14 protein-coding genes and 1 tRNA gene are annotated in these 24,171 nt (G+C 34.6%); all 15 read left to right on the top strand.

Annotation, left to right across the window (positions count from 1 at the left end):
- Positions 1-28 precede the first annotated feature (28 nt).
- Positions 29-114 (top strand) — tRNA-Leu (locus ACWPUA_RS06640).
- Between the two features lie 135 nt (positions 115-249).
- Positions 250-1,527, top strand: a complete 1,278-nt coding sequence (locus ACWPUA_RS06635) for an ABC transporter permease (protein WP_414268519.1) — start codon at positions 250-252, stop codon at positions 1,525-1,527.
- A 13-nt stretch (positions 1,528-1,540) separates the two neighbouring features.
- Positions 1,541-2,188 carry an ABC transporter ATP-binding subunit Vex2 gene (vex2, locus tag ACWPUA_RS06630; RefSeq protein ID WP_016466097.1) on the top strand — a complete coding sequence of 216 codons (648 nt, stop codon included), beginning with the start codon at positions 1,541-1,543 and terminating at the stop codon, positions 2,186-2,188.
- Between the two features lie 47 nt (positions 2,189-2,235).
- Positions 2,236-3,615: an ABC transporter permease subunit Vex3 gene (vex3, locus tag ACWPUA_RS06625; protein ID WP_454379958.1), complete on the top strand. Its 1,380-nt coding sequence runs from the start codon at positions 2,236-2,238 to the stop codon at positions 3,613-3,615.
- A gap of 71 nt (positions 3,616-3,686) precedes the next feature.
- Complete coding sequence (gene vncR, locus ACWPUA_RS06620; RefSeq protein WP_414287362.1) at positions 3,687-4,343, top strand: response regulator transcription factor VncR; 657 nt, start codon at positions 3,687-3,689, stop codon at positions 4,341-4,343.
- A complete protein-coding gene (gene vncS, locus ACWPUA_RS06615) occupies positions 4,340-5,659 on the top strand; it encodes a sensor histidine kinase VncS (protein ID WP_454379956.1) in 1,320 nt (439 codons plus the stop codon). The genes vncR and vncS overlap by 4 nt, the downstream gene beginning before the upstream one ends.
- Before the next feature lie 147 nt (positions 5,660-5,806).
- Positions 5,807-6,688 (top strand): class II fructose-bisphosphate aldolase, encoded by an 882-nt coding sequence (locus ACWPUA_RS06610; protein ID WP_033688381.1) that lies wholly within the window; start codon positions 5,807-5,809, stop codon positions 6,686-6,688.
- A gap of 268 nt (positions 6,689-6,956) precedes the next feature.
- Positions 6,957-10,391: a DEAD/DEAH box helicase gene (locus tag ACWPUA_RS06605; RefSeq protein WP_454379953.1), complete on the top strand. Its 3,435-nt coding sequence runs from the start codon at positions 6,957-6,959 to the stop codon at positions 10,389-10,391.
- 12 nt (positions 10,392-10,403) lie between these two features.
- Positions 10,404-12,128 (top strand): DNA/RNA helicase domain-containing protein, encoded by a 1,725-nt coding sequence (locus ACWPUA_RS06600; RefSeq protein WP_454379951.1) that lies wholly within the window; start codon positions 10,404-10,406, stop codon positions 12,126-12,128.
- A 123-nt stretch (positions 12,129-12,251) separates the two neighbouring features.
- Positions 12,252-12,818: a hypothetical protein gene (locus ACWPUA_RS06595; RefSeq protein WP_454379949.1), complete on the top strand. Its 567-nt coding sequence runs from the start codon at positions 12,252-12,254 to the stop codon at positions 12,816-12,818.
- A gap of 355 nt (positions 12,819-13,173) precedes the next feature.
- Positions 13,174-14,106: an alpha/beta fold hydrolase gene (locus ACWPUA_RS06590; RefSeq protein WP_454379947.1), complete on the top strand. Its 933-nt coding sequence runs from the start codon at positions 13,174-13,176 to the stop codon at positions 14,104-14,106.
- 365 nt (positions 14,107-14,471) lie between these two features.
- Complete coding sequence (locus ACWPUA_RS06585) at positions 14,472-15,464, top strand: ABC transporter ATP-binding protein (protein ID WP_454379945.1); 993 nt, start codon at positions 14,472-14,474, stop codon at positions 15,462-15,464.
- Position 15,465: 1 nt separating this feature from the next.
- The gene (locus ACWPUA_RS06580; RefSeq protein WP_223333240.1) at positions 15,466-16,284 is read left to right on the top strand and encodes an ABC transporter permease; all 819 of its coding nucleotides are present in this window, start codon (positions 15,466-15,468) and stop codon (positions 16,282-16,284) included.
- Position 16,285: 1 nt separating this feature from the next.
- Positions 16,286-17,071: an ABC transporter permease gene (locus ACWPUA_RS06575; protein ID WP_223333237.1), complete on the top strand. Its 786-nt coding sequence runs from the start codon at positions 16,286-16,288 to the stop codon at positions 17,069-17,071.
- Positions 17,072-17,500: 429 nt separating this feature from the next.
- Complete coding sequence (locus ACWPUA_RS06570; protein ID WP_373075898.1) at positions 17,501-23,932, top strand: S8 family serine peptidase; 6,432 nt, start codon at positions 17,501-17,503, stop codon at positions 23,930-23,932.
- Positions 23,933-24,171: the final 239 nt, after the last annotated feature.

Below are 24,171 nucleotides of genomic sequence, written 5' to 3'. Positions count from 1 at the left end.
AAGTTGATATACTAGTAAAGTAATCGACGCGGGGATGGCGGAATTGGCAGACGCGCAGGACTAAGGATCCTGTGACCGCTTTAGGTCGTGAGGGTTCAAGTCCCTCTCTCCGCATAGGAGAAGAGCTAGCTTTGGCTAGCTTTTTATTTTTCATCAAAAAGAGCAAAAATATTTTTGCTCTTTTTTTGGTATTTCATAAACATTTCATATTTGAATATTATAATGGTTTTACAAATATGGAGGTGCTATATGAATCCCACTCAAAGAGCTTGGGCTTACGTCAGCAGAAAACGACTGAGAAGTCTCATATTATTCCTGATTCTATTTGTTTTATTAGCTGGAATATCGGCTTGTTTGACGCTCATGAAGTCCAACAAAACAGTCGAAAATAATCTCTATCGCTCATTAAATACATCCTTTTCGATTAAAAGAATTGAGCCAGGTCAAGCTTTTCAATTGTCTCAACTAGATGACCTTAAAAAAATAAAGGGACTTGAGGAGGTTTTCCCAGAGCTTGAGACAATAGCTAAATTGCTCGACAAAGAAGTGGTAACTGGTGAACAAAGTATCCAAAGGGATGATTTGACAGAAGCTGAAAAAAATCTCATCAGTTTAATTGCTTTGAAAGATTCTTCCAAGGATGTTTCTTTTACAAGTTCCGCCTTTACCCTTAAAGAAGGAAGACATATCGAAAAAGGGGATAGTAAAAAAATCTTAATCCACGAAGATTTAGCTAAGAAAAACAATCTAAAGCTAGGAGATAAGATTAGTTTAAATCCTGGACAAGTTGAAGGAAATAGTGGACAAAAGCTAGACTATGAAATCGTAGGTATTTTCTCAGGTAAGAAACAAGAGAAATTCACTGGTCTTTCGTCAGATTTTAGTGAAAACACGGTCTATACAGACTACGAAAGTAGCCAAACTCTTCTTGGAAATAAGGAAGCTCAAGTTAGCGCCGCTCGTTTTTATTTAGAAAATCCAAAAGATATGGATAGTATTATTCAAGAGGTTGAAAAGTTATCCCTGGAAACCAAAGGTTACCAAGTCGAGAAGGAAAATAAGGCTTTTGAACAAATCAAGGATTCAGTTTCGACCTTCCAAACCTTCCTACAGATTTTCCTCTATGGCATTATGATTGCTGGTGTAGGAGCGCTGATCTTGGTCTTGTCACTTTGGTTACGAGAGCGAGTCTACGAGGTTGGTGTTTTATTGGCACTAGGTAAAGGGAAAATAGCAATCTTTAGCCAATTCTGCCTGGAAGTCATCATAGTTTCATTGGCATCTATTCTGCCGGCATTTGTAGCTGGAAATGCCATTACTTCCTATCTCTTGAAGACTGTATTAGCAAGTGGCGACCAAGCTGCCCTACAAGATACGCTAGCAAAAGCAACGAATCTTTCAACAAGTCTTCTATCATTTGGAGAATCTTATATCTTCCTACTTATAATCAGCTGCTTGTCAGTTGCACTTTGTTTCCTATTTTTATTTAGAAAATCACCGAAAGAAATTTTATCATCCATCAGTTAATAAAGGAGAAATCATGACTTTACTACAATTACAAGATCTTACTTATCGTTATAAAAACACTGCAGAAGCAGTATTATATAAAATCAATTACGATTTTGAACCTGGTAAGTTTTATAGTATTATCGGAGAATCAGGAGCTGGGAAGTCCACACTCTTATCTCTATTAGCAGGACTTGATAGCCCAGTCGAAGGTGCTATCCTATTCGAAGGCAAGGATATTCGTGAACAAGGATATTCTTATCACCGAATGCACCATATCTCGCTAGTTTTCCAAAACTATAACTTGATTGATTACCTTTCTCCATTGGAAAATATCCGCTTGGTTAATAAAAAAGCCAGCAAGGATACCCTTCTTGAACTTGGTTTAGATGAAAGTCAAATCAAGAGGAATGTTCTCCAATTATCAGGTGGACAGCAACAACGTGTTGCCATTGCTCGTAGCCTTGTATCGGAAGCACCAGTGATTTTAGCAGATGAACCAACAGGAAACTTGGATCCTAAGACTGCTGGAGATATCATTGACCTGCTCAAATCTCTTGCTGAGAAAACAGGCAAGTGTGTGATCGTTGTGACCCACAGCAAGGAAGTAGCACAGGCGTCAGATATTACACTTGAATTGAAGGATAAGAAACTGACTGAAATAAGAACAAACAGTAACTAAAACATTTACACATATTAAAAACTGAAGTAAATCTAGAAAGGAATCTTATGTTACACAACGCATTTGCCTATGTCACAAGAAAATTTTTTAAGTCTATTGTGATCTTTCTTATCATTCTCTTGATGGCTAGTTTGAGTTTGGTCGGCTTGTCTATCAAGGGTGCAACAGCCAAGGCTTCTCAAGAAACCTTTAAAAATATCACCAATAGTTTCTCCATGCAAATCAACCGTAGGGTCAATCAAGGTACTCCACGTGGTGCTGGGAATATCAAGGGTGAAGATATCAAAAAGATTACCGAGAATAAAGCTATTGAATCCTACATCAAACGGATTAATGCTATCGGTGATTTGACAGGCTATGAACTGATTGAAACGCCTGAAACCAAGAAAAATCTAACTGCAGATCGAGCTCAACGTTTTGGAAGTAGCTTGATGATAACAGGTGTCAATGACTCTTCTAAAGAAGACAAGTTTGTGTCAGGCTCTTACAAACTGGTCGAAGGAGAACATTTAACAAACGATGACAAATACCAGATTCTCATGCACAAAGACCTGGCTGCTAAACATGGCTGGAAGGTAGGGGACAAGGTCAAACTGAACTCCAATATCTACGATGCAGATAATGAAAAAGGAGCCAAGGAAACAGTAGAAGTAACGATCAAAGGACTTTTTGATGGACACAATAAATCAGCTGTAACCTACTCACAAGAACTTTATGAGAATACAGCTATCACAGATATTCACACAGCAGCACAACTCTATGGTTATACAGAAGATACAGCTATTTATGGAGATGCTACCTTCTTTGTGGCTGGAGATAAGAACCTAGATACTGTCATGCAAGAACTAGGGTCTATCAACGGCATCAACTGGAAGATGTATAGCTTGATTAAGAGTTCATCTAACTATCCTGCCCTTGAACAATCTATCTCAGGCATGTACAGGATGGCTAATCTTCTCTTCTGGGGTAGCTTGAGCTTCTCTGTTCTTCTACTTGCTCTCTTGCTGACACTATGGATTAACGCCCGTCGTAAAGAGGTTGGAATCCTCCTTTCAATTGGTCTAAAACAAGCAAGTATTCTAGGACAATTTATCACAGAAGCAGTAATGATTGCAATTCCAGCACTAATTTCAGCTTATTTCCTAGCCAACTATACTGCTCGTGCCATTGGAAATACAGTTCTTGCAAATGTCACATCAGATGTGGCTAAACAGGCAAGTAAGGCAGCCCAAGCCTCTAATCTTGGTGGTGGTGCAGAAGTCGACGGCTTTAGCAAGACACTTTCAAGTCTGGACATTTCCATTCAACCTTCTGACTTTGCCATCATTTTTGTACTTGGATTAGTTCTAGTGGTACTAGTTATGGCACTTGCTTCAAGCAATCTCCTCTTTAAACAACCAAAAGAACTCTTGTTGGATAGTGAATAAAAAAACCTGCTACCTATTCTCACTCAAATGAGATATAATATAGGTAGCATTTTTGATAGAAAAGGATTTATATGAAAATTCTAATTGTAGAAGATGAAGACATGATCCGCGAGGGAATTAGTGACTATTTGACGGATTGTGGCTATGAAACCATTCAGGCAGCAGATGGCCTTGAGGCCTTAGAACAATTTTCCAATCACCAAGTTGCTCTGATTCTCCTAGATATTCAAATGCCGAAACTCAATGGTTTAGAGGTTTTGTCAGAAATCCGAAAAAGTAGCCAAGTTCCGGTCTTGATGTTGACAGCCTTTCAGGATGAGGAGTATAAGATGAGTGCCTTTGCTGCATTAGCAGATGGTTATTTGGAAAAGCCTTTTTCTCTATCTTTGTTAAAAGTACGAGTGGATGCCATCTTTAAACGCTATTATGATACTGGTCGTATTTTTACCTATAGGGACACCGAGGTAGACTTTGACAGCTATAGCGCCAAAGTGGCTGGTCAAGAAGTTGCAGTGAATGCAAAAGAGCTGGAAATTTTAGATTATCTGGTAAGAAATGAAGGTCGAGCCTTAACACGGTCGCAGATTATCGATGCTGTATGGAAGATGACAGATGAGGTTCCTTTTGACAGAGTGATCGATGTCTATATCAAGGAACTACGGAAAAAATTGGATTTAGACTGTATTCTTACCGTGCGCAATGTTGGTTATAAATTGGAGAGAAAATGAGACGTTCAGGTTTATTTAAAAAAATTTTTATCTATACCTTCTCGGTATTTTCTACCTTGGTCATTTGTTTGCATTTGGCCATCTATTTCCTCTTTCCTCCGACCTATCTCAGTCACCGTCAGGAAAGCATCGGGCAAAAGGCTACAGAAATTGCCCAGTCTCTCCAAGGCAAAGACAGTCAAGCTATTCAGGAAGTCCTTGAACTTTATTCTAAAAGTAGTGATATTAAGGGAGCTGTTAAGGGAGAGATGACTCAGGATAAGTTGGAAGTCAATGATAATCTTCCCATTGATAAACAACGACAAACGGCCTCCTTGGTTATTGAGGAAAGAGAAGTTCAAACTAAGGATGGTCAGACGATGACCTTGCAGTTTTTAGCTTCTATGGATTTGCAGAAAGAAGCAGAAAACATCAGTCTGCAATTTCTGCCTTATACTTTACTAGCGTCTTTCATCATTTCGCTCCTCATCGCCTTTATCTATGCTAGAACCATTGTTGCTCCTATTTTGGAAATCAAACGAGTGACTCGACGGATGATGGATTTGGATGCAGAAGTGAGGTTGCGCGTGGATTCTAAGGATGAAATTGGCGATCTCAAAGAACAAATCAACAGCCTTTATCAGCATCTCTTGACGGTCATTGCAGACTTGCATGAAAAGAACGAGGCCATTCTCCAGCTGGAAAAGATGAAGGTTGAGTTTTTGCGAGGAGCCTCCCATGAACTGAAAACACCTCTAGCCAGTCTGAAAATCCTTCTGGAAAATATGCAAGCAAATATTGGACGCTACAAAGACCGTGACTATTACCTGGGAGTTTCTTTGGGTATCGTAGATGATTTAAGTCAGCACGTTCAGCAAATTCTATCCCTTTCTTCGGTGCAAGAATTACGAGATAAGAAGGAAAAAGTCAACCTCCTTGAAATGACAGATTTTCTATTGAAGGACTATGACTTGTTGGCCAAAGAGAGGGAAATCTCAGTTGTGAATCAACTGACTGACCAACAAACTTATCTAAATCCTTCGGTACTAAAGCTGATTCTTTCCAATCTTATCAGTAATGCTGTGAAACACTCTGTTCAAGGTGGTTATCTAAAAATTGGGACAGAAGATGGCTGGGTTTTCATTGAGAACGCCTGTACACCTGAGGAGCAAGATAAGTTTGAACAATCCTTTACGGTTTCTAGTCGACAAAGTAAGGGAGCTGGCTTGGGACTATTCGTAGTTAAAAGTTTATTGGAAAACGAAGAAATTGACTATCGATTTGAACGCTATGAAGACCACTTAGCCTTTTATATGAACCTACCTAAAGACCTGTAAAATTAGGACTTTGAGGAGAGTTACATATTTTAAGATAGAAGAAATTCAATTCAAACTACAGGAAAAACTAGATTTTTTTGTCAAAAAGTGATAAAATGAACAATGTAAATGGGATATCCCATAAAAATATACAGGAGGCCTGATAAAATGGCAATCGTTTCAGCAGAAAAATTTGTCCAAGCAGCTCGTGACAACGGTTATGCAGTTGGTGGATTTAACACAAACAACCTTGAGTGGACTCAAGCTATCTTGCGCGCAGCAGAAGCTAAAAAAGCTCCAGTTTTGATCCAAACTTCAATGGGTGCTGCTAAATACATGGGTGGTTACAAAGTTGCTCGCAACTTGATCGCTAACCTTGTAGAATCAATGGGTATCACTGTACCAGTAGCTATCCACCTTGACCACGGTCACTACGAAGATGCACTTGAGTGTATCGAAGTTGGTTATACTTCAATCATGTTTGACGGTTCACACCTTCCAGTTGAAGAAAACCTTAAATTGGCTAAAGACGTTGTTGAAAAAGCACACGCTAAAGGTATCTCAGTAGAAGCTGAAGTTGGTACTATCGGTGGTGAAGAAGACGGAATCATCGGTAAAGGTGAATTGGCTCCAATCGAAGACGCTAAAGCAATGGTTGCAACTGGTATTGACTTCTTGGCAGCTGGTATTGGTAACATCCACGGTCCTTACCCTGCAAACTGGGAAGGTCTTGACCTTGACCACTTGCAAAAATTGACAGAAGCTCTTCCAGGCTTCCCAATCGTATTGCACGGTGGATCAGGTATTCCTGATGAGCAAATCCAAGCAGCTATCAAACTTGGTGTTGCTAAAGTTAACGTTAACACTGAATGCCAAATCGCATTCGCTAACGCAACTCGTAAATTTGCTCGTGACTACGAAGCAAACGAAGCAGAATACGACAAGAAGAAACTCTTCGACCCACGTAAATTCTTGGCTGACGGTGTAAAAGCTATCCAAGCATCAGTTGAAGAACGTATCGACGTATTCGGTTCAGAAGGTAAAGCTTAAGAAGCTTGTAAAGGATTGATATAACAGGGGTTATCCGATTTGGATAACCCTTTTTTTCTTTGTTTTGCCAAACATTTCTTGTTGATTAACTATCACTCTAATATATCGAATGAATGCTACAAGTGTAGGATAGGAAATGTTGTGAAGTGATTTACATCTTTATTGAAAGTTAATTTTTCGGAAAGTTAAAAAACCTTTGAACTTGAACATAAAAACAATGGAAATTCCATTATTTTTTGCTATAATAACACTATAAGAGGAGGTTTTTATGAAAACGTTTAAACAAGCATTGGAAACATATCTAAAATCATTAAATGAAGAAAATACTATTTATGTATTAAAAGGATTTAACTATTGGTTAGATGCTCTTGATGCAGATTTATTTTTAGGGGGCAAAACTGTAAATTCATATAAGAATTTAAAAGAATCTATTCAAGGATTATCTAGTACAACTAGAGCAATGTTTTTATTGTATGAAAATCTTCTTTATTTATACGATCAAAATGCGTTGGGATCTATTGAATTTTTTACACAATATAAATTCATTATAATTGAAAATGATTATTTTGATAGCTATTATCCAGGATTTCGTACTGATTTAGAAACAATTAAAAAAGATTTTGAAAGTGAAGAAGATAATATAATTCAAAAATTCTATTGTGATATTCAAAAAATAGATAACACTTTATTTATGAATTTTAATGAAATTCCTGATAAAGAGTTTAAGACTATTAAGTTGACAAAAGTAGGAATAAATTTTGAAGTAGATAATAGTCTTGAAATAGAGTTATATAGTAACATAAATCACTTGGCACTTCAGGGAATTATTTTTGAGATTTTAAATTTTGGTAAAGGGAAAATTTTATGTGAAAAAGAACATGGTGAAAGTATAGGAATAATCAGAAAAAAATTTGAATCTATAAATATATTTATTACAGTTAAAGATGATTTTAATAAGCATGATGTTGAAGAGAGTGATTATAAAGAATACCTTGAAATTTTACAAAGAAAGAATCCGTCATATAATTTTTTAGATATTCAAATATATCATGAGCCAGAAGAAAATACTGAAACAAAAGAAATAAGCCAAGCTGTTATAATTGATAGAATAGTGAAGAATTGTATGAAAGCTCAAAAGGAGGAGCAGTTCCGAGATATCTTTGTTACAGCTCCTACCGGTTCAGGGAAGTCTGTAATGTTCCAGATTCCAGCAATTTATTTGGCAGAAAAAAGTGATCTAGTAACAATAGTCATAAGTCCTTTGATCGGTCTTATGAATGATCAAGTCAATAATATACAATCAATGACGAAACTAGCTGAAACAATTAACTCAGATTATACACCATCACAAAAAGAAAATGTTTTAGAACAAATAAAGAATGGTGATAAATCCATTCTCTATATCTCACCAGAGACTTTGCTGTCTAATACAGATATTACAAATCTAATTGGAGATCGGAAAATTGGTTTATTAGTTGTTGATGAGGCACACATAGTCTCTACATGGGGGAAATCATTTCGTCCAGACTATTGGTATCTAGGAGAATTTATTTCAAGACTTAGAAAAAGTGAGAAATCTAATCAGAACTTTCCAATTGCAACCTTTACTGCAACAGCAACATATGGTAGTAAAGACAATATGTATTTCGACATAATTGAATCACTGAAAATGACTGCAGAAACATTTTTAGGTAGGGTGAGACGAGACGATATCGATTTTGAGATTACTAATAAAACTAAAGAGATAAATTATCAAGATGAAAAATTATTAGTAGCAGTCGATAACATTAATAAACTTCAAAAGACAGGAGAAAAAACGCTTGTCTACGTTCCGTACAGAAGCCATATAGATGACATATATTCCAGATTAGAAAATCAGGATAAAATTGGTAAATACTCTGGTGAGATGTTCTCCGGAGAAAAAAATGAAACACTAGAAAAAATTGTTAATGGTGAGAAAAATGTCGTGTTAGCAACAAAAGCTTTTGGTATGGGGATTGATATTAATGATATTAAGTATGTATACCATTTTGCTCCAACAGGGAATATCTCAGATTATTTACAGGAAATAGGAAGAGCTGCTCGTGAAAGAGGAATGAACGGTGTTGCTCTAACTGATTTCTTTAAAGAGGATTTTCGTTACATTAATCAATTATTTGGAATGTCTGCTATTAAACAATGGCAAGTTATCGCTGTATTAAGCAAAATTAATGAGCTATATAAGAAACATAAGAAGCGTAATTTTTTGGTTTCGCCGATGGAGTTCTCGCATATTTTTGCAAACGAATCAGATACAAGCAGAATAGATGCTCAGTTAAAAACAGCATTATTGATTATAAAAAAAGACTTTGAATTACTAAATTCTTCAAATTATATTCCATTGATTTTTAAACCAAGAAGTATGTTTACTAATGCGTATTTTATGATTAAAGATAGTTTTGTTGATAAGTTAGTATCTAGTGATAATTTTAAATATTTTAGAAAAATACAGATGCCAAGAAATCATACATATGAAACTTACACAAAACCGGTTAAAGTTGAGTATGACGGGGAAACGTATGTTCTTGATTTCAAAAAGATGTGGGAAGAAAAATATAAGGATTTATCTTTTGCAAGTTTTAAGTATTCATTTTATAACAATGAATTAAGCAATTTTAATTTTAAAGTTAATGAAGAATTAATTCCTAAAACAATAATTGAAATAAAATTCGATAAAATCAATTTTGATGATGCAATTGTTGAGATGTCTAATATCTTAAATGCATTAAAAGACATTTTTGATGATATTAGGCAATCTAGAAAGCATTTCACAGTTCGAGAGCTGGCTAATAAACTTAGAGAACGTTTGTCGTTTAAAAACACATATACTCCAGATCTCTTAGCACAATCAATGATTTATATTTTGAACAATATTGATACGGGTAATTTTGTAAGACAAGATTTTGCAACATATAATTCACAGACAGATAAGTGGAATATTCAGACAGCTTCTTATGAGACTAGAATAAAAAAAATAATAAGACAGGCAAAATTATCACTAACTAGCAACATAAATGCTATACAGATCAGTGTTAGAAATAGAAACAGCAACAAAGATATTAGAGTGTTATTAGCTCAAATTATTGAAATTCTAGAATTAGCAGAAGTAAATATACGTACAGGAGATAATCCGGAATTTTTTGTACGTGTTAATAACTCCAATGCGATTGAAAAAATTATTAACGATAAATTTTATAAGAGTAAAACGGTTGAGCAGGTTAAAGAGAAACATGATAATTCAACTAGAATAATGGAGTACTTCTTTACTCAACTTTCAACAAAGAAAGATCGTTGGGATTTTATTGAACAATATTTCTTGGGACATTTAGACACTACAGATATAAAACAGATAAAGGACATTCAGAGTCAGTCTAAAAAAGAAAATATCTCTATAACAAATAAAGTTAAATTTCCATATTCTAACTGGGAAGAGGCAAGTAGTATTTCACCTGATGAATTTTATATTATTAATGAAATACCGATACCTACTTATTTTGGCGGGGAGTTCACATTAAATAATGAGACATATCCTTTTTCATATGTTTGGGAGGATAGAAAGATGATTGTGTATAATCCTGAAGAAACAGAAAAATCTATCAAGAACACAAACTGTGAATGGAAAATTATTTCTGAACAGGAATTAAAATTATCTGATTTTATGTAAAGGAGATTAGCAGTGGTTCATTTAATACCTAAAAATAGAGATGTCAAAGAATTTCATGGTTCGTCTGGAGAAATGCGTCTTTATAATGAATTCAAAAAACTATCAGATAAATGGTATATATTTCATTCTATTAAATGGTCAAGAATTGTATATAGAAGTGACTTGAATAGAGATTGTTTCAAGCAAAGTGAATCTGATTTTGTTATCTTTTATCCAGAATATGGACTATTGACGTTAGAAGTAAAATCGGGTGGTTTTGTAATAGAAGATAATAGATTAAAGCAGATTAGAAGAGATACTAATGAGGTTGTATCATGTAAGAGTCCAATGGATCAAGCGGATGCTTCTAAGTTTATGTTTCGGAGTATATTGACGAATCATTTTACTAATTCTGATGATAGATATCCAGTTCATTCGATGGTTTGGTTAACTGATGTGTCATCTAAGGATATACAAGGAAAATTTCCACACGACTATCATATAAGACAAAACACATTTTTGCATGAAGATTTAGAAAATGTAGAAGAGACATTGATAAAATGTTTTGAATTTTATAAAGTTCTTCCCCAAAAGAAGGACAATAAGATTATTGCTAAAACGATAAATTTGATTGCTCCAGAAGTTAATGCGATTCCTGCTCTACATACTGAAATTGAAGATGAAAATTATTTTATAGATCGTATGACCACACAACAAGGATATTTATTAGATTATTTGGAAGAACAAAAGATTGCTGCTATTCAAGGTGGAGCAGGGACAGGGAAAACAGTCTTGGCAGTTGAAAAAGCAAGAAGACTAAGCCAAAATCAAAAAGTAGTTTATTTATGTTTCAATAGAATGTTAGTTGAATACTTAAAGAAAAAGTATAATGAAGAACTACCAAATGTTGATTTTACTAATTTATATTCTTTAACAGCAAAAGCATTAAAGAAAGTTAAAGTAGAAAAACAAGATATTTTATATTTCTTAAAACATTTAGAGGATTATCCGGATATTTGGAATTATGATTCAGTTATAATTGATGAAGGACAAGATTTTTCAAATGATGAAATTACTGAATTAAAAGAATTCCAAGAAATTAGTAATGAAGAAGGAAGTTTTTATATCTTTTATGATAAAAATCAGTTAGTCCAACAAAGAAATAATTTAGAATGGTTACAAAATATGGACTGTCGTTTAATTCTGTCAATAAATTGTCGTAATACACAATGTGTTGCAGAAACAGCATTAAGTCCTTTAGGGATCAATGGTGTAAAGACTAAAATGCCAATAAAAGGAGAAATCCCCTTGATGAATATTTCTGATGATGAAAATGATTCTATTGAATGGATTAATAAAAAAATACGTGAGCTGACGGATAATGGGATCAAAAAAGATCAAATTACTATTTTATCTGTCAAAGGCGAAGGTCAATCTATTTATTCGAATAGAACAAAAATTGGAAATTATTCCATTTCTTCTGAAAAGGAATCGGGGAAAATATTGTTCACAACTGCTAGAAAATTTAAAGGTTTGGAGTCAGATTTTATTTTATTAGTAGATGTTGATGCTGAAACGTTTAGAGATGAAGAACAAAAAAGATTATTTTATGTTGGTGCTTCAAGAGCTAGAAACAGATTATTTATTACTTCTGTTGTAAGTGAAGTAGAAGAGAAACAAATGGTGCGAGCCATTACAAATGGTAGCTACGAAAAAAGAATGAGATTAGCTTCATATTTGAAGGTCACATTAAAGTAGCGATACTATTTATAAAGTAAACATGTCTTATTAATCTTATTAAAAAGTAGCTTTATGTTATTTTGTACACTGCTAAAACAAGTAAGGAGTATAAGATTAATTATTACAATGGAAGGAGAAAAATTGAACCAAAAAGAATTTCAAACAATAATAAAGAAAAACTTTAAGCATATCCCTGATTCTCTAAGTAATTTTAGAGATGTCGATGAATGTGAATTTTTAGCGGATAAATTATCATTTATGGGATATGGTCAAAATGCTGAAGGATACTTTAAACATGACAATGTACCTAATCCATCACAAAGATTTCATCTCACAGAAGCGTATTTTGAATATAAATTTAGCAAGATGAAAGACAAGGAGTATTTTAAAGACTGCGAATTAGGTAGAATTCGATGTCCTCAGTTGATGCTGTGGATTGCAGAGATTACTCAAATACCAGAATCAGTTTTAAAAGATGCTTATAATTATATAGTTAAAGCTGAAGATGAATTATTCCATAAAAAAGAGATAAAGAAAGGCTTACTTGGAGCTGATAAGTATTGGGAAACAATGACACAAAATTCAAATATTACCCTTATTGAATTTAAAACCAAATTCAAATATCCAGAAATATGTAAAATCATTAAATCAGCAAATAATTGGGAAGAAATTATTTTAAATTGTCAAAAATTAGATTTCCAAAAATAGTCTATATTTACTTTAATTAAATAATTCTATAAAAACAGAACTTATTATTTGTAGTAAACTAAAAATAAATTTTTCCCTCATCCTGCAACTCTCTTTAAAGAAAAAAGAGTATTGCTGAAGCTGCCATCCTATATGATACTTCTGATTAAAAATTTATTTAAAGTGTTTTCAGTCTACGAGGTAGTGTAGATGTTAATCAATTATGTTCAGAAGGTAAAGCTTAATCTAGCTTAACCATACAAAACAGAAACCTGCCCCTGAGGGTGGGTTTTTTGTTTCTGGATATAGACAGATTATACTGGAAAATTCTTAAACTTAAGTTGCTAAAAGAGTCTAATTTTTGTACAATAATGCTATGAAAACACTGAAAAAATCAGCCCTTGTCCTTCTTAGTTTCCTTATCTTGTTTTTAGTAGGGACATTTATCTTTCATCGTGTCAGCTTAGAAAAGGAACAAGCCTCTCTAACTCCTATGGGTAAAACTGTTCTCGTTAATGGGCACAAAATCAATGTTTACGTTGAAGGGGATGGTCCAGAGACAATAGTAGTTCTATCAGGTGCTGGAATTGCTTCCCCAATCTTGGACTTTAAGAATGTTTCAGATTCCTTATCAAAAAAATATAAGGTAGTCATCGTGGAGCGGGCTGGCTATGGTTATAGCGAGGATAGTAATCAATCCAGAGATGTGATGGAAGTTTTGTCTGAGACACGTCAAGCTCTATCACAAGCAAATGTAACAGGTCCTTTTATCATTCTGTCTCATTCAATCGCTAGTCTTGAAAGTCTGGCTTGGCAGGAAAAGTATCCTGATGAAGTGAAAGCCTTGGTTGGTCTGGATTGGGCATTACCAGCAAGTTATGAAGATTTAAAGGATAATCAGGCCTTGCTTACTGTGGCTTATTGGAGCAGTAAGATTGGCTTATTACGCTTTTTCCCTGAGTCCTTTTATATAAAAAATCCAACTCTGACTGAAACTGAACGACAACAATATAAATTACTAGCATATAAGCAGTTAATGTCACAAGCCATGCTTCATGAATCCCGTTTGGTAAAGGAAAATGCCAAGAAAGTTCCCTCTAGCATTAATCTGAAAATTCCCACCTTATTACTGGTTTCTAACGGTGAAGGTACGACCTTTAGCCAATCAGAATGGCAGCATTATGCAGAGAAATTTTCTAGTGACCAGTCTAATGTTCAAGTCATCTATATGAATGCGCCTCACGAACTTTATCATTATCAAAGTCATGAAATAGTTTCTCAGATTGAAGATTTTTTAAAGAGTCATTGATGGTTTAGAGATCATTTAAATTTTAGACTGATGACAATAATTAAATGCTGAAGGATTAACAGTAGTATCGTTAATTTTTTCAATTAAAAAATTCTTTTTCTTAACAAAAAACCTGCCAGTAGGGGCAGGTTTTTTGGTGTTTTAAGGAACTATTAAACCAGAATTTCTGATTCAAAAGTATTATTTTAAGAGAGAAATCTCTAATTTCATAATTTATAAGCAAACGCTTGCATTCCTTTTTTTATTGGATTATAATAGGTTGGTATAAATCCTTCTGTAATAATATTGAGAAGGTGTAGAAAGTAAGGATTTAGAATATTTGTAGTCAAAAATACAATGTTGTTTCTTACTAAAGGGAGATAGATATGGCAATGATAGAAGTGCAACATCTTCAGAAAAATTTTGTGAAGACTGTTAAGGAACCGGGCTTGAAGGGAGCTTTGCGCTCCTTTATTCATCCTGAAAAGCAGACCTTTGAAGCGGTCAAGGATTTAACTTTTGAAGTTCCAAAAGGGCAGATTTTAGGATTTATTGGGGCAAATGGTGCTGGGAAGTCGACCACCATTAAAATGCTGACAGGAATTTTAAAACCGACATCTGGTTTTTGTCGGATTAATGGCAAGATTCCACAGGATAATCGCCAGGATTATGTCAAGGATATTGGAGTCGTTTTCGGACAACGCACCCAGCTATGGTGGGATTTGGCACTGCAAGAAACCTACACGGTTTTGAAGGAGATTTACGATGTACCGGACTCGCTTTTCCATAAGCGCATGGACTTTTTGAATGAAGTCTTGGATTTGAAGGAATTTATCAAGGATCCTGTGCGGACTCTTTCACTAGGTCAACGGATGCGGGCGGATATTGCGGCTTCCTTGCTCCACAATCCTAAGGTTCTCTTTTTAGATGAGCCGACTATTGGTTTGGATGTGTCGGTCAAGGATAACATTCGACGTGCTATCACTCAGATCAATCAAGAGGAAGAGACAACTATTCTCTTGACTACTCATGATTTGAGTGATATTGAGCAACTCTGTGATCGGATTTTTATGATTGACAAGGGGCAAGAGATTTTTGATGGAACGGTGAGCCAGCTCAAGGAAACCTTTGGCAAGATGAAGACTCTCTCCTTTGAGTTGACGCCAGGTCAAAGTCATCTAGTCTCCCATTATGAAGGCTTGTCTGATATGTCCATTGATAGACAAGGAAACAACCTGACTATTGAATTCAATAGTTCCCGCTACCAGTCAGCTGATATTATCAAGCAAATCCTATCTGATTTTGAAGTCCGTGATTTGAAGATGGTAGATACGGATATTGAAGATATTATCCGTCGCTTCTATCGAAAGGAGCTCTAGGATGGTCAAATTGTGGAGACGTTATAAACCCTTTATCAATGCGGGGATTCAGGAATTGATTACCTATCGAGTCAACTTTATTCTCTATCGGATTGGTGATGTCATGGGGGTTTTTGTGGCCTTTTATCTCTGGAAGGCTGTCTTTGATTCTTCGCAAGAGTCCTTGATTCAGGGCTTCAGTATGGCAGATATCACTTTCTACATCATCATGAGTTTTGTGACCAATCTGTTGACCAGGTCGGATAGCTCCTTTATGATTGGGGAGGAGGTCAAGGATGGTTCCATTATCATGCGTTTGTTGCGACCAGTGCATTTTGCGGCCTCTTACCTCTTTACCGAACTTGGCTCCAAGTGGTTGATTTTTATCTCTGTTGGACTGCCATTTTTAAGTGTCATTGTTTTGATGAAAATCTTATCTGGGCAAGGTATTGTAGAAGTGCTGGGATTAACTGTCCTTTATCTCTTTAGCTTAACTCTGGCTTATCTGATTAACTTTTTCTTTAATATCTGCTTTGGATTTTCAGCTTTTGTGTTTAAAAATCTATGGGGTTCCAACCTACTCAAGACTTCAATAGTGGCCTTTATGTCTGGAAGTTTAATTCCCTTGGCTTTCTTTCCGAAAATCGTTTCAGATATTCTGTCCTTATTGCCTTTCTCATCCTTAATTTACACTCCGGTCATGATTATTGTTGGGAAATACGATGCCAGTCAGATTCTTCAAGCACTTTTGCTTCAGTTTTTCTGGCTTATAGTGATGGTGGGCTTGTCTCAGTTGATTTGGAAACGAGTCCAGTCATTTATCACCATTCAGGGAGGTTAGGATGAAAAAATATCAACGCATGCATCTCATTTTTATCAGACAATACATCAAACAAATCATGGAATACAAGGTAGATTTTGTGGTTGGTGTGCTGGGAGTTTTTCTGACTCAAGGCCTGAACCTCTTGTTTCTTAATGTACTCTTTCAACACATCCCCTCGCTAGAAGGCTGGACTTTTCAAGAAATCGCCTTTATCTATGGATTTTCCTTGATTCCCAAGGGACTGGACCATCTCTTTTTTGACAATCTCTGGGCTTTAGGTCAACGACTAGTTCGAAAAGGGGAGTTTGACAAGTATCTGACTCGTCCTATCAATCCTCTCTTTCACATCCTCGTTGAGACCTTTCAGATTGATGCCTTGGGTGAACTTTTGGTCGGTGGAATTTTACTAGCGACAACGGCGACTAGCATTGCTTGGACTCTTCCAAAATTCCTGATTTTTCTAGTTTGTATTCCTTTTGCGACCTTGATCTATACTTCCTTAAAAATCGCGACAGCCAGCATCGCTTTTTGGACCAAGCAGTCAGGTGCCATGATTTACATTTTCTATATGTTTAATGATTTTGCCAAGTACCCGATTTCTATTTACAATTCGCTCCTTCGTTGGTTAATTAGCTTTATTGTACCTTTCGCCTTTACAGCCTACTATCCTGCCAGCTATTTCTTGCAGGACAAGGATGGACTCTTTAATATTGGTGGTTTGATTCTGATTTCCCTTGTCTTCTTTGTCATTTCTTTGAAACTATGGGACAAGGGCTTAGATGCCTACGAAAGTGCGGGATCGTAAGAGATAATATAGGATGAGATTTAAAAATTAAGTATGTTACAAACAACCGTTGAAAATTATTGCGGTTGTTTTTGCATGTTTATGAAGACATAAATTCTATCCATACCACTTTTTGCGATTTTGGTAGTTATTCCAGTTGATTGATAATATTTTTGATGGTAGGAATGAGTCTATATTGTACCCAGTTAACTATAATATTTATCGATTAGATCATTTGTTAACATGGATTAAAAAAAAAATTAACCCGCGTTAATTTCTCTTGACTTAAATTTTTTTAATTGATATACTATTTTTCAGAGAGCTAACAATTATATATAAATGTACTACTCTATTTCCTAGATAATACTTAGTAAAACTTTTTATAACAAAGGCTAGCAAAGTTAAAGTTTTCTATCTATTGGAAGTTAAATAAATATGTAAGGAATTAAAATGAAAAAAAGTACAGTATTGTCACTAACTGCAGCTGCAGTTATTTTAGCAGCATATGTCCCTAATGAGGTAGTCTTAGCAGATACATCTAACTCTGAAGATGCTTTAAATATCTCTGATAAAGAAAAAGTAGTAGTAGAGAAGGAAACAGAAAATAAAGAAAAACATGAAAATATTCCTAATGCTATAGAAACTTCAAAGGATACTGAAGAGAAGAAAACAACAATTATTGAGGAAAAAGAAGTTGTTAGTAAAAATCCTGAGATAGATAATAAAACTAGCAATGAAGAAGCAACAATCAAAGAAGATTCCAATCAATCTCAAGGAGATAAAGCGGACTCGTCTGCAAGTAAAGACCCAGAAAGTCCCAAAAAAGAGGATAAACTTGTCTATATTGCTGAATTTAAAGATAAAGCATCTGGAGAAAAAGCAATCAAGGAATTATCCAATCTTAAGGATACAAAAGTTTTATATACTTATGATAGGATTTTTAACGGTAGTGCTATTGAAACAACCCCAGATAATCTGGACAAAATTAAACTAATAGAAGGTATCTCATCGGTTGAACGATCACAAAAAGTCCAGCCAATGATGAATCATGCTAGAAAGGAAATTGGAGTTGAAGAGGCAATTGATTACCTAAAGTCTATCAATGCTCCATTTGGTAAAAATTTTGATGGTAGAGGTATGGTCATTTCAAATATCGATACCGGGACAGATTATAGGCATAAGGCCATGAGAATTGATGATGATGCTAAAGGCTCAATGAGATTCAAAAAAGAAGACTTAAAAGGTACTGATAAAAATTTCTGGTTGAGTGATAAAATCCCTCATGCTTTCAATTATTATAATGGTGGTAAAATCACTGTAGAAAAAGCTGATGATGGAAGCGATTATTTTGATCCACATGGGATGCATATTGCAGGGATTCTTGCGGGAAATGATACTGAAAAAGATATTAAAAACTTTAACGGAATAGATGGAATTGCTCCTAATGCACAGATCTTCTCTTATAAAATGTACTCTGACGCAGGATCTGGGTTCGCAGGGGATGAAACAATGTTTCATGCTATTGAAGATTCAATCAAACACAATGTCGATGTTGTTTCAGTATCATCTGGCTTTACAGGAACGGGCCTTGTAGGTGAGAAATATTGGCAAGCTATTAGGGCGTTAAGAAAAGCAGGCATTCCAATGGTTGTAGCTACGGGTAACTATGCAACTTCTGCTTCAAGTTCTTCATGGGATTTGGTGGCAAATAATAATCTGAAAATGACCGACACTGGAAATGTAACACGAACTGCAGCACATGAAGATGCGATAGCGGTCGCTTCTGCTAAAAATCAGACAGTTGAGTTTGATAAAGTCAACATAGGTGGAGAAAATTTTAAATACAGAAATATAGGGGCCTTTTTCGATAAGAATAAAATCACAACAAATGAAGACGGTTCAAAAGCTCCTAGTAAATTGAAATTTGTATATATAGGTAAAGGTCAAGACCAAGATTTGATAGGATTGGATCTTAAGGGCAAAATTGCAGTAATGGATCGAATTTATACCAAGGATTTAAAAGATGCTTTTAAAAGAGCAACGGATAAGGGCGCACGCGCCATTATGGTTGTAAATACTGTCAATTACTACAATAGAGATAATTGGACAGAGCTTCCAGCCATGGGATATGAAGCGGATGAAGGGACTAAAAGTCAAGTATTTTCAATTTCAGGAGATGATGGTGTAAAGCTATGGAACATGATTAATCCTGATAAAAAAACTGAGGTTAAACGAAATAGTAAGGAAGATTTCAAAGATAAATTGGATCAATACTATCCAATTGATATGGCCAGCTATAATTCTAATAAACCGAATGTAGGTGACGAAAAAGAAATTGACTTTAAGTTTGCACCTGACACAGACAAAGAATTGTATAAAGAAGATGTTATAGTTCCAGCAGGATCCACATCTTGGGGACCGAGAACAGATTTGCTTTTAAAACCTGATGTCTCAGCACCAGGTAAAAATATTAAATCCACTCTCAATGTCATTAATGGGAAATCAACTTATGGTTATATGTCAGGGACTAGTATGGCAACTCCAATCGTGGCAGCTTCTACTGTTTTGATTAGACCAAAGTTAAAGGAAATGCTTGAAAGACCTGTATTGAAAAATCTTAAGGGAGATGACAAAATAGACCTTACAAGTCTTACAAAAATAGCCCTACAAAATACTGCACGGCCTATGATGGATGCGACTTCTTGGAAAGAAAAAAGTCAATACTTTGCATCACCTAGACAACAGGGAGCAGGTCTAATTAATGTTGCCAATGCTTTGAGAAATGAGGTTGTAGCGACTTTCAAAAACACGGATTCTAAAGGTTTGGTAAACTCTTATGGTTCTATTTCTCTTAAAGAAATAAAAGGAGATAAAAAATACTTTACAATTAAGCTTCACAATACATCAAACAGACCTTTGACCTTTAAAGTTTCAGCATCTGCTATAACTACAGATGCTCTAACTGACAGACTAAAACTCGATGAAACATATAAAGACGAAAAATCTCCAGATGGGAAGCAAATTGTTCCAGAAATCCATCCAGAAAAAATCAAAGGAGCAAATATTACATTTGAGCATGACACTATTACCATAGGAGCAAATTCTAGCTTTGATTTAAATGCGGTTATAAATGTTGGAGAGGCTAAAAACAAAAATAAATTTGTAGAATCATTTATTCATTTTGAGTCAGTGGAAGAAATAGAAGCTCTAAACTCCAACGGGAAGAAAACAAATTTCCAACCTTCTTTATCGATGCCTCTAATGGGATTTGCTGGGAATTGGAACCACGAACCAATCCTTGATAAATGGGCTTGGGAAGAAGGATCAAAATCAAAAACAATGGAAGGTTATGATGATGATGGTAAACCAAAAATTCCAGGAACCTTAAATAAGGGAATTGGTGGAGAACATGGTATAGATAAATTTAATCCAGCAGGAGTTATACAAAATAGAAAAGATAAAAATACAACATCCCTAGATCAAAATCCAGAATTATTTGCTTTCAATAACGAAGGGATCAACGCACCATCATCAAGTGGTTCTAATATTGCTAAAATTTATCCTTTAGATTCAAATGGAAATCCTCAAGATGCTCAACTTGAGAGAGGATTAACACCTTCTCCACTTGTATTAAGAAGTGCAGAAGAAGGATTGATTTCAATAGTAAATACAAATAAAGAGGGAGAAAATCAAATCGACTTAAAAGTCATTTCGAGAGAACACTTTATTAAAGGAATTTTAAACTCTAAGAGAAATGATGCAAAGGGAATCAAATCTTCTAAGCTAAAAGTTTGGGGTGACTTGAAGTGGGATGGACTCATTTATAACCCTAGAGGTAGAGAAGAAAATGCACCTGAAAGTAAGGATAACCAAGATCCTGCTACTAGGATAAGAGGTCAATTTGAACCGATTGCGGAAGGTCAATATTTCTATAAATTTAAATATAGATTAACTAAAGATTATCCATGGCAGGTTTCCTATATTCCTGTAAAAATTGATAACACAGCTCCTAAGATTGTTTCAATTGATTTTTCAAATCCTGAAAAAATTAAGCTGATTACAAAGGATACTTATCACAAGGTAAAAGATCAGTATAAGAATGAAACGCTATTTGCGAGAGATCAAAAAGAACATCCTGAAAAATTTGACGAGATTGCAAACGAAGTTTGGTATGCTGGCGCCGCTCTGGTTAATGAAGACGGAGAGGTTGAGAAAAATCTTGAAGTAACTTATGCAGGTGAGGGTCAAGGAAGAAACAGAAAACTTGACAAAGATGGAAATACCATTTATGAAATTAATGGTGCGGGAGATTTAAGAGGAAAAATCATTGAAGTCATTGCACTAGATGGCTCTAGCAATTTCACAAAGATTCATAGAATTAAATTTGCTGATCATGCTGATGAAAAGGGGATGATTTCCTATTATCTAGTAGATCCTGATCAGGATTCATCTAAATACCAAAAGCTTGGCGAGATTGCCGAATCTAAATTTAAAAATTTAGAAAATAGAAAAGAGGATAGTCTTAAAAAAGATACAACTGAGGAAGAAAATCATCAAGACAATGAAGAGTCTATCGAAGAAAAATCTAGCTTGACTATTCATAAAACGATTTCAACAATTAGAGAGTTTGAAAGTAAAGACTTAAAGAAACTCATTAAAAAGAAATTTAGAGAAGTTGATGACTTTACAAGTGAAACTGGTAAGAGAACAGAGGAATACGATTATAAATACGATGATAAGGGAAATATCATTGCTTATGACGATGGTAGTGCCTTAGAATATGAAACTGAAAAACTTGACGAAATAAAATCAAAAATTTATGGTGTTCTAAGCCCGTCTAAAGATGGACACTTTGAAATTCTTGGAAAGATCAGTAATGTTTCTAAAAATGCCAAGGTATATTATGGAAATAATTATAAATCTATAGAAATCAAAACGACCAAGTATGATTCCCACTCAAAAACGATGACATTTGATTTATACGCTAATATTAATGATATTGTGGATGGATTAGCTTTTGCAGGAGATATGAGATTCTTTGTTAAAGATGATGATCAGATAAAAGCTGAAACTAAAATTAGAATGCCTGAAAAAAATAAGGAAACTAAAACAGAATATCCCTATGCATCAAGTTATGGGAATGTAATAGAATTAGGAGAAGGAGATCTTTCAAAAAACAAACCAAACAATTTAACTGAAATGGAATCTGGTAAAATCTATTCTGATTCAGAAAAACAACAATATCTGTTAAAGGATAACATCATTCTAAGAAAAGGCTATGCACTAAAAGTGACTACCTATAATCCTGGAAAAACGGATATGTTAGAAGGAAATGGAGTCTATAGCCAGGAAGATATAGCAAAAATACAAAAGGCCAATCCTAATCTAAGAGTCCTTTCAGAAAAAATAATTTATGCTGATAGTAGAAATGTTGAAGATGGAAGAAGTACTCAATCCGTATTAATGTCGGCTTTGGACGGCTTTAACATTGTAAAATATCAAGTGTTTACCTTTAAAATGAACGATAAAGGGGAGGCAATCGATAAAGATGGAAATCTTGTAACAGATTCTTCTAAACTTGTATTATTTGGTAAGGATGGTAAAGAGTACACTGGGGAGGATAAATCCAATGTAGAAGCTATAAAAGAAGATGGTTCTACGTTATTTATTGATGCAAAACCAGTAAATCTTTCAATGGACAAGAACTACTTTAATCCATCTAAATCTAATAAAATTTATGTACGAAATCCAGAATTTTATTTAAGAGGTAAGATTTCTGATAAGGGTGGTTTTAACTGGGAGTTGCGAGTGAATGAATCGGTTGTAGATAATTATTTAATCTACGGAGATTTACACATTGATAACACTAGAGATTTTAACATTAAGCTTAATGTTAAAGACGGTGACATCATGGACTGGGGAATGAAAGACTATAAAGCAAACGGATTTCCAGATAAGGTAACAGATATGGATGGAAATGTTTATCTTAAAACTGGCTATAGCGATTTGAATGCGAAAGCGGTTGGAGTACACTATCAATTTTTATATGATAATGTTAAACCAGAAGTAAACATTGATCCTAAGGGAAATACTAGTATTGAATATGCTGACGGAAAATCTGTTGTCTTTAACATCAATGATAAAAGAAATAATGGATTCGATGGTGAGATTCAAGACAAACATATTTATGTAAATGGAAAAGAATATAAATCATTTGATGATATTAAACAACTAACAGATAAGACACTAAACATTAAGATTGTTGTAAAAGATTTCGCAAGAAATACGACCGTAAAAGAATTCATTTTAAACAAGGATACGGGAGAGGTAAGCGAATTAAAACCTCATACGGTGACTGTGACCATTCAAAATGGAAAAGAAATGAGTTCTAAGATAGTGTCGGAAGAAGATTTCATTTTACCTGTCTATGAGGGTGAATTAGAAAAAGGATATCAATTTGATGGCTGGGAAATTTCTGGTTTCGAAGGTAAAAAAGATGCTGGTTATGTTATTAATGTGTCAAAAGATACCCTTATAAAACCTGTATTCAAGAAAATAGAGGAGAAAAAGGAGGAGGAAAATAAACCTACTTTTGATGTATCGAAAAAGAAAGAAAAAACACAACCTGATTCAACTAATGATGTCAACAGTATTGTTTCTGGTAAAAATGATAAAAACTTTGAAAATAAGAAGGAAGTTTATCTTAATGAACAAGAGAGCATAGCTAATAAACATACCGATATCGATAGTAAATCAACTACTAACAATTCTGATAGGTTGCCAAAAACTGGAACAGTTAGAGCAGTTCTTACACCATTCATTGCTGGAATATTGTTTATAGTAGGATCACTCCTTGGATTGAAGAAAAAAGATCAAGATTAGGACAAAAGCTATAGATAAAAAATTGGTTTATGTACTGAGATTAGCTAGTGTGATAATGAAACAGTTTTGTGAAAATAGTCATTTTTAACTCAATTAGTTAGTTTGCTTTGATATTGATACCCTTTTTGGATTTATGAATGGACTTAGTTTAGGTAAGTAATGAATTGATTGAAAGGGTTAGTCTTGACAATATTGGTCATATTGATTAGAAAATAGAGTCTATCAAAATTTAAAGGTTA

This window comes from Streptococcus sp. Marseille-Q6504 (genome assembly GCF_965111625.1).
This window is presented reverse-complemented; position numbering and strand designations above follow the sequence as displayed.

Excerpts from the sequence above, each read along its gene's own strand:
- ACWPUA_RS06635 (WP_414268519.1), top strand. The coding sequence starts at position 250 with ATGAATCCCACTCAAAGAGCTTGGGCTTACGTCAGCAGAAAACGACTG.
- vex2 (WP_016466097.1), top strand. The coding sequence starts at position 1,541 with ATGACTTTACTACAATTACAAGATCTTACTTATCGTTATAAAAACACT.
- vex3 (WP_454379958.1), top strand. The coding sequence starts at position 2,236 with ATGTTACACAACGCATTTGCCTATGTCACAAGAAAATTTTTTAAGTCT.
- vncR (WP_414287362.1), top strand. The coding sequence starts at position 3,687 with ATGAAAATTCTAATTGTAGAAGATGAAGACATGATCCGCGAGGGAATT.
- vncS (WP_454379956.1), top strand. The coding sequence starts at position 4,340 with ATGAGACGTTCAGGTTTATTTAAAAAAATTTTTATCTATACCTTCTCG.
- ACWPUA_RS06610 (WP_033688381.1), top strand. The coding sequence starts at position 5,807 with ATGGCAATCGTTTCAGCAGAAAAATTTGTCCAAGCAGCTCGTGACAAC.
- ACWPUA_RS06605 (WP_454379953.1), top strand. The coding sequence starts at position 6,957 with ATGAAAACGTTTAAACAAGCATTGGAAACATATCTAAAATCATTAAAT.
- ACWPUA_RS06590 (WP_454379947.1), top strand. The coding sequence starts at position 13,174 with ATGAAAACACTGAAAAAATCAGCCCTTGTCCTTCTTAGTTTCCTTATC.
- ACWPUA_RS06585 (WP_454379945.1), top strand. The coding sequence starts at position 14,472 with ATGGCAATGATAGAAGTGCAACATCTTCAGAAAAATTTTGTGAAGACT.
- ACWPUA_RS06580 (WP_223333240.1), top strand. The coding sequence starts at position 15,466 with ATGGTCAAATTGTGGAGACGTTATAAACCCTTTATCAATGCGGGGATT.
- ACWPUA_RS06575 (WP_223333237.1), top strand. The coding sequence starts at position 16,286 with ATGAAAAAATATCAACGCATGCATCTCATTTTTATCAGACAATACATC.
- ACWPUA_RS06570 (WP_373075898.1), top strand. The coding sequence starts at position 17,501 with ATGAAAAAAAGTACAGTATTGTCACTAACTGCAGCTGCAGTTATTTTA.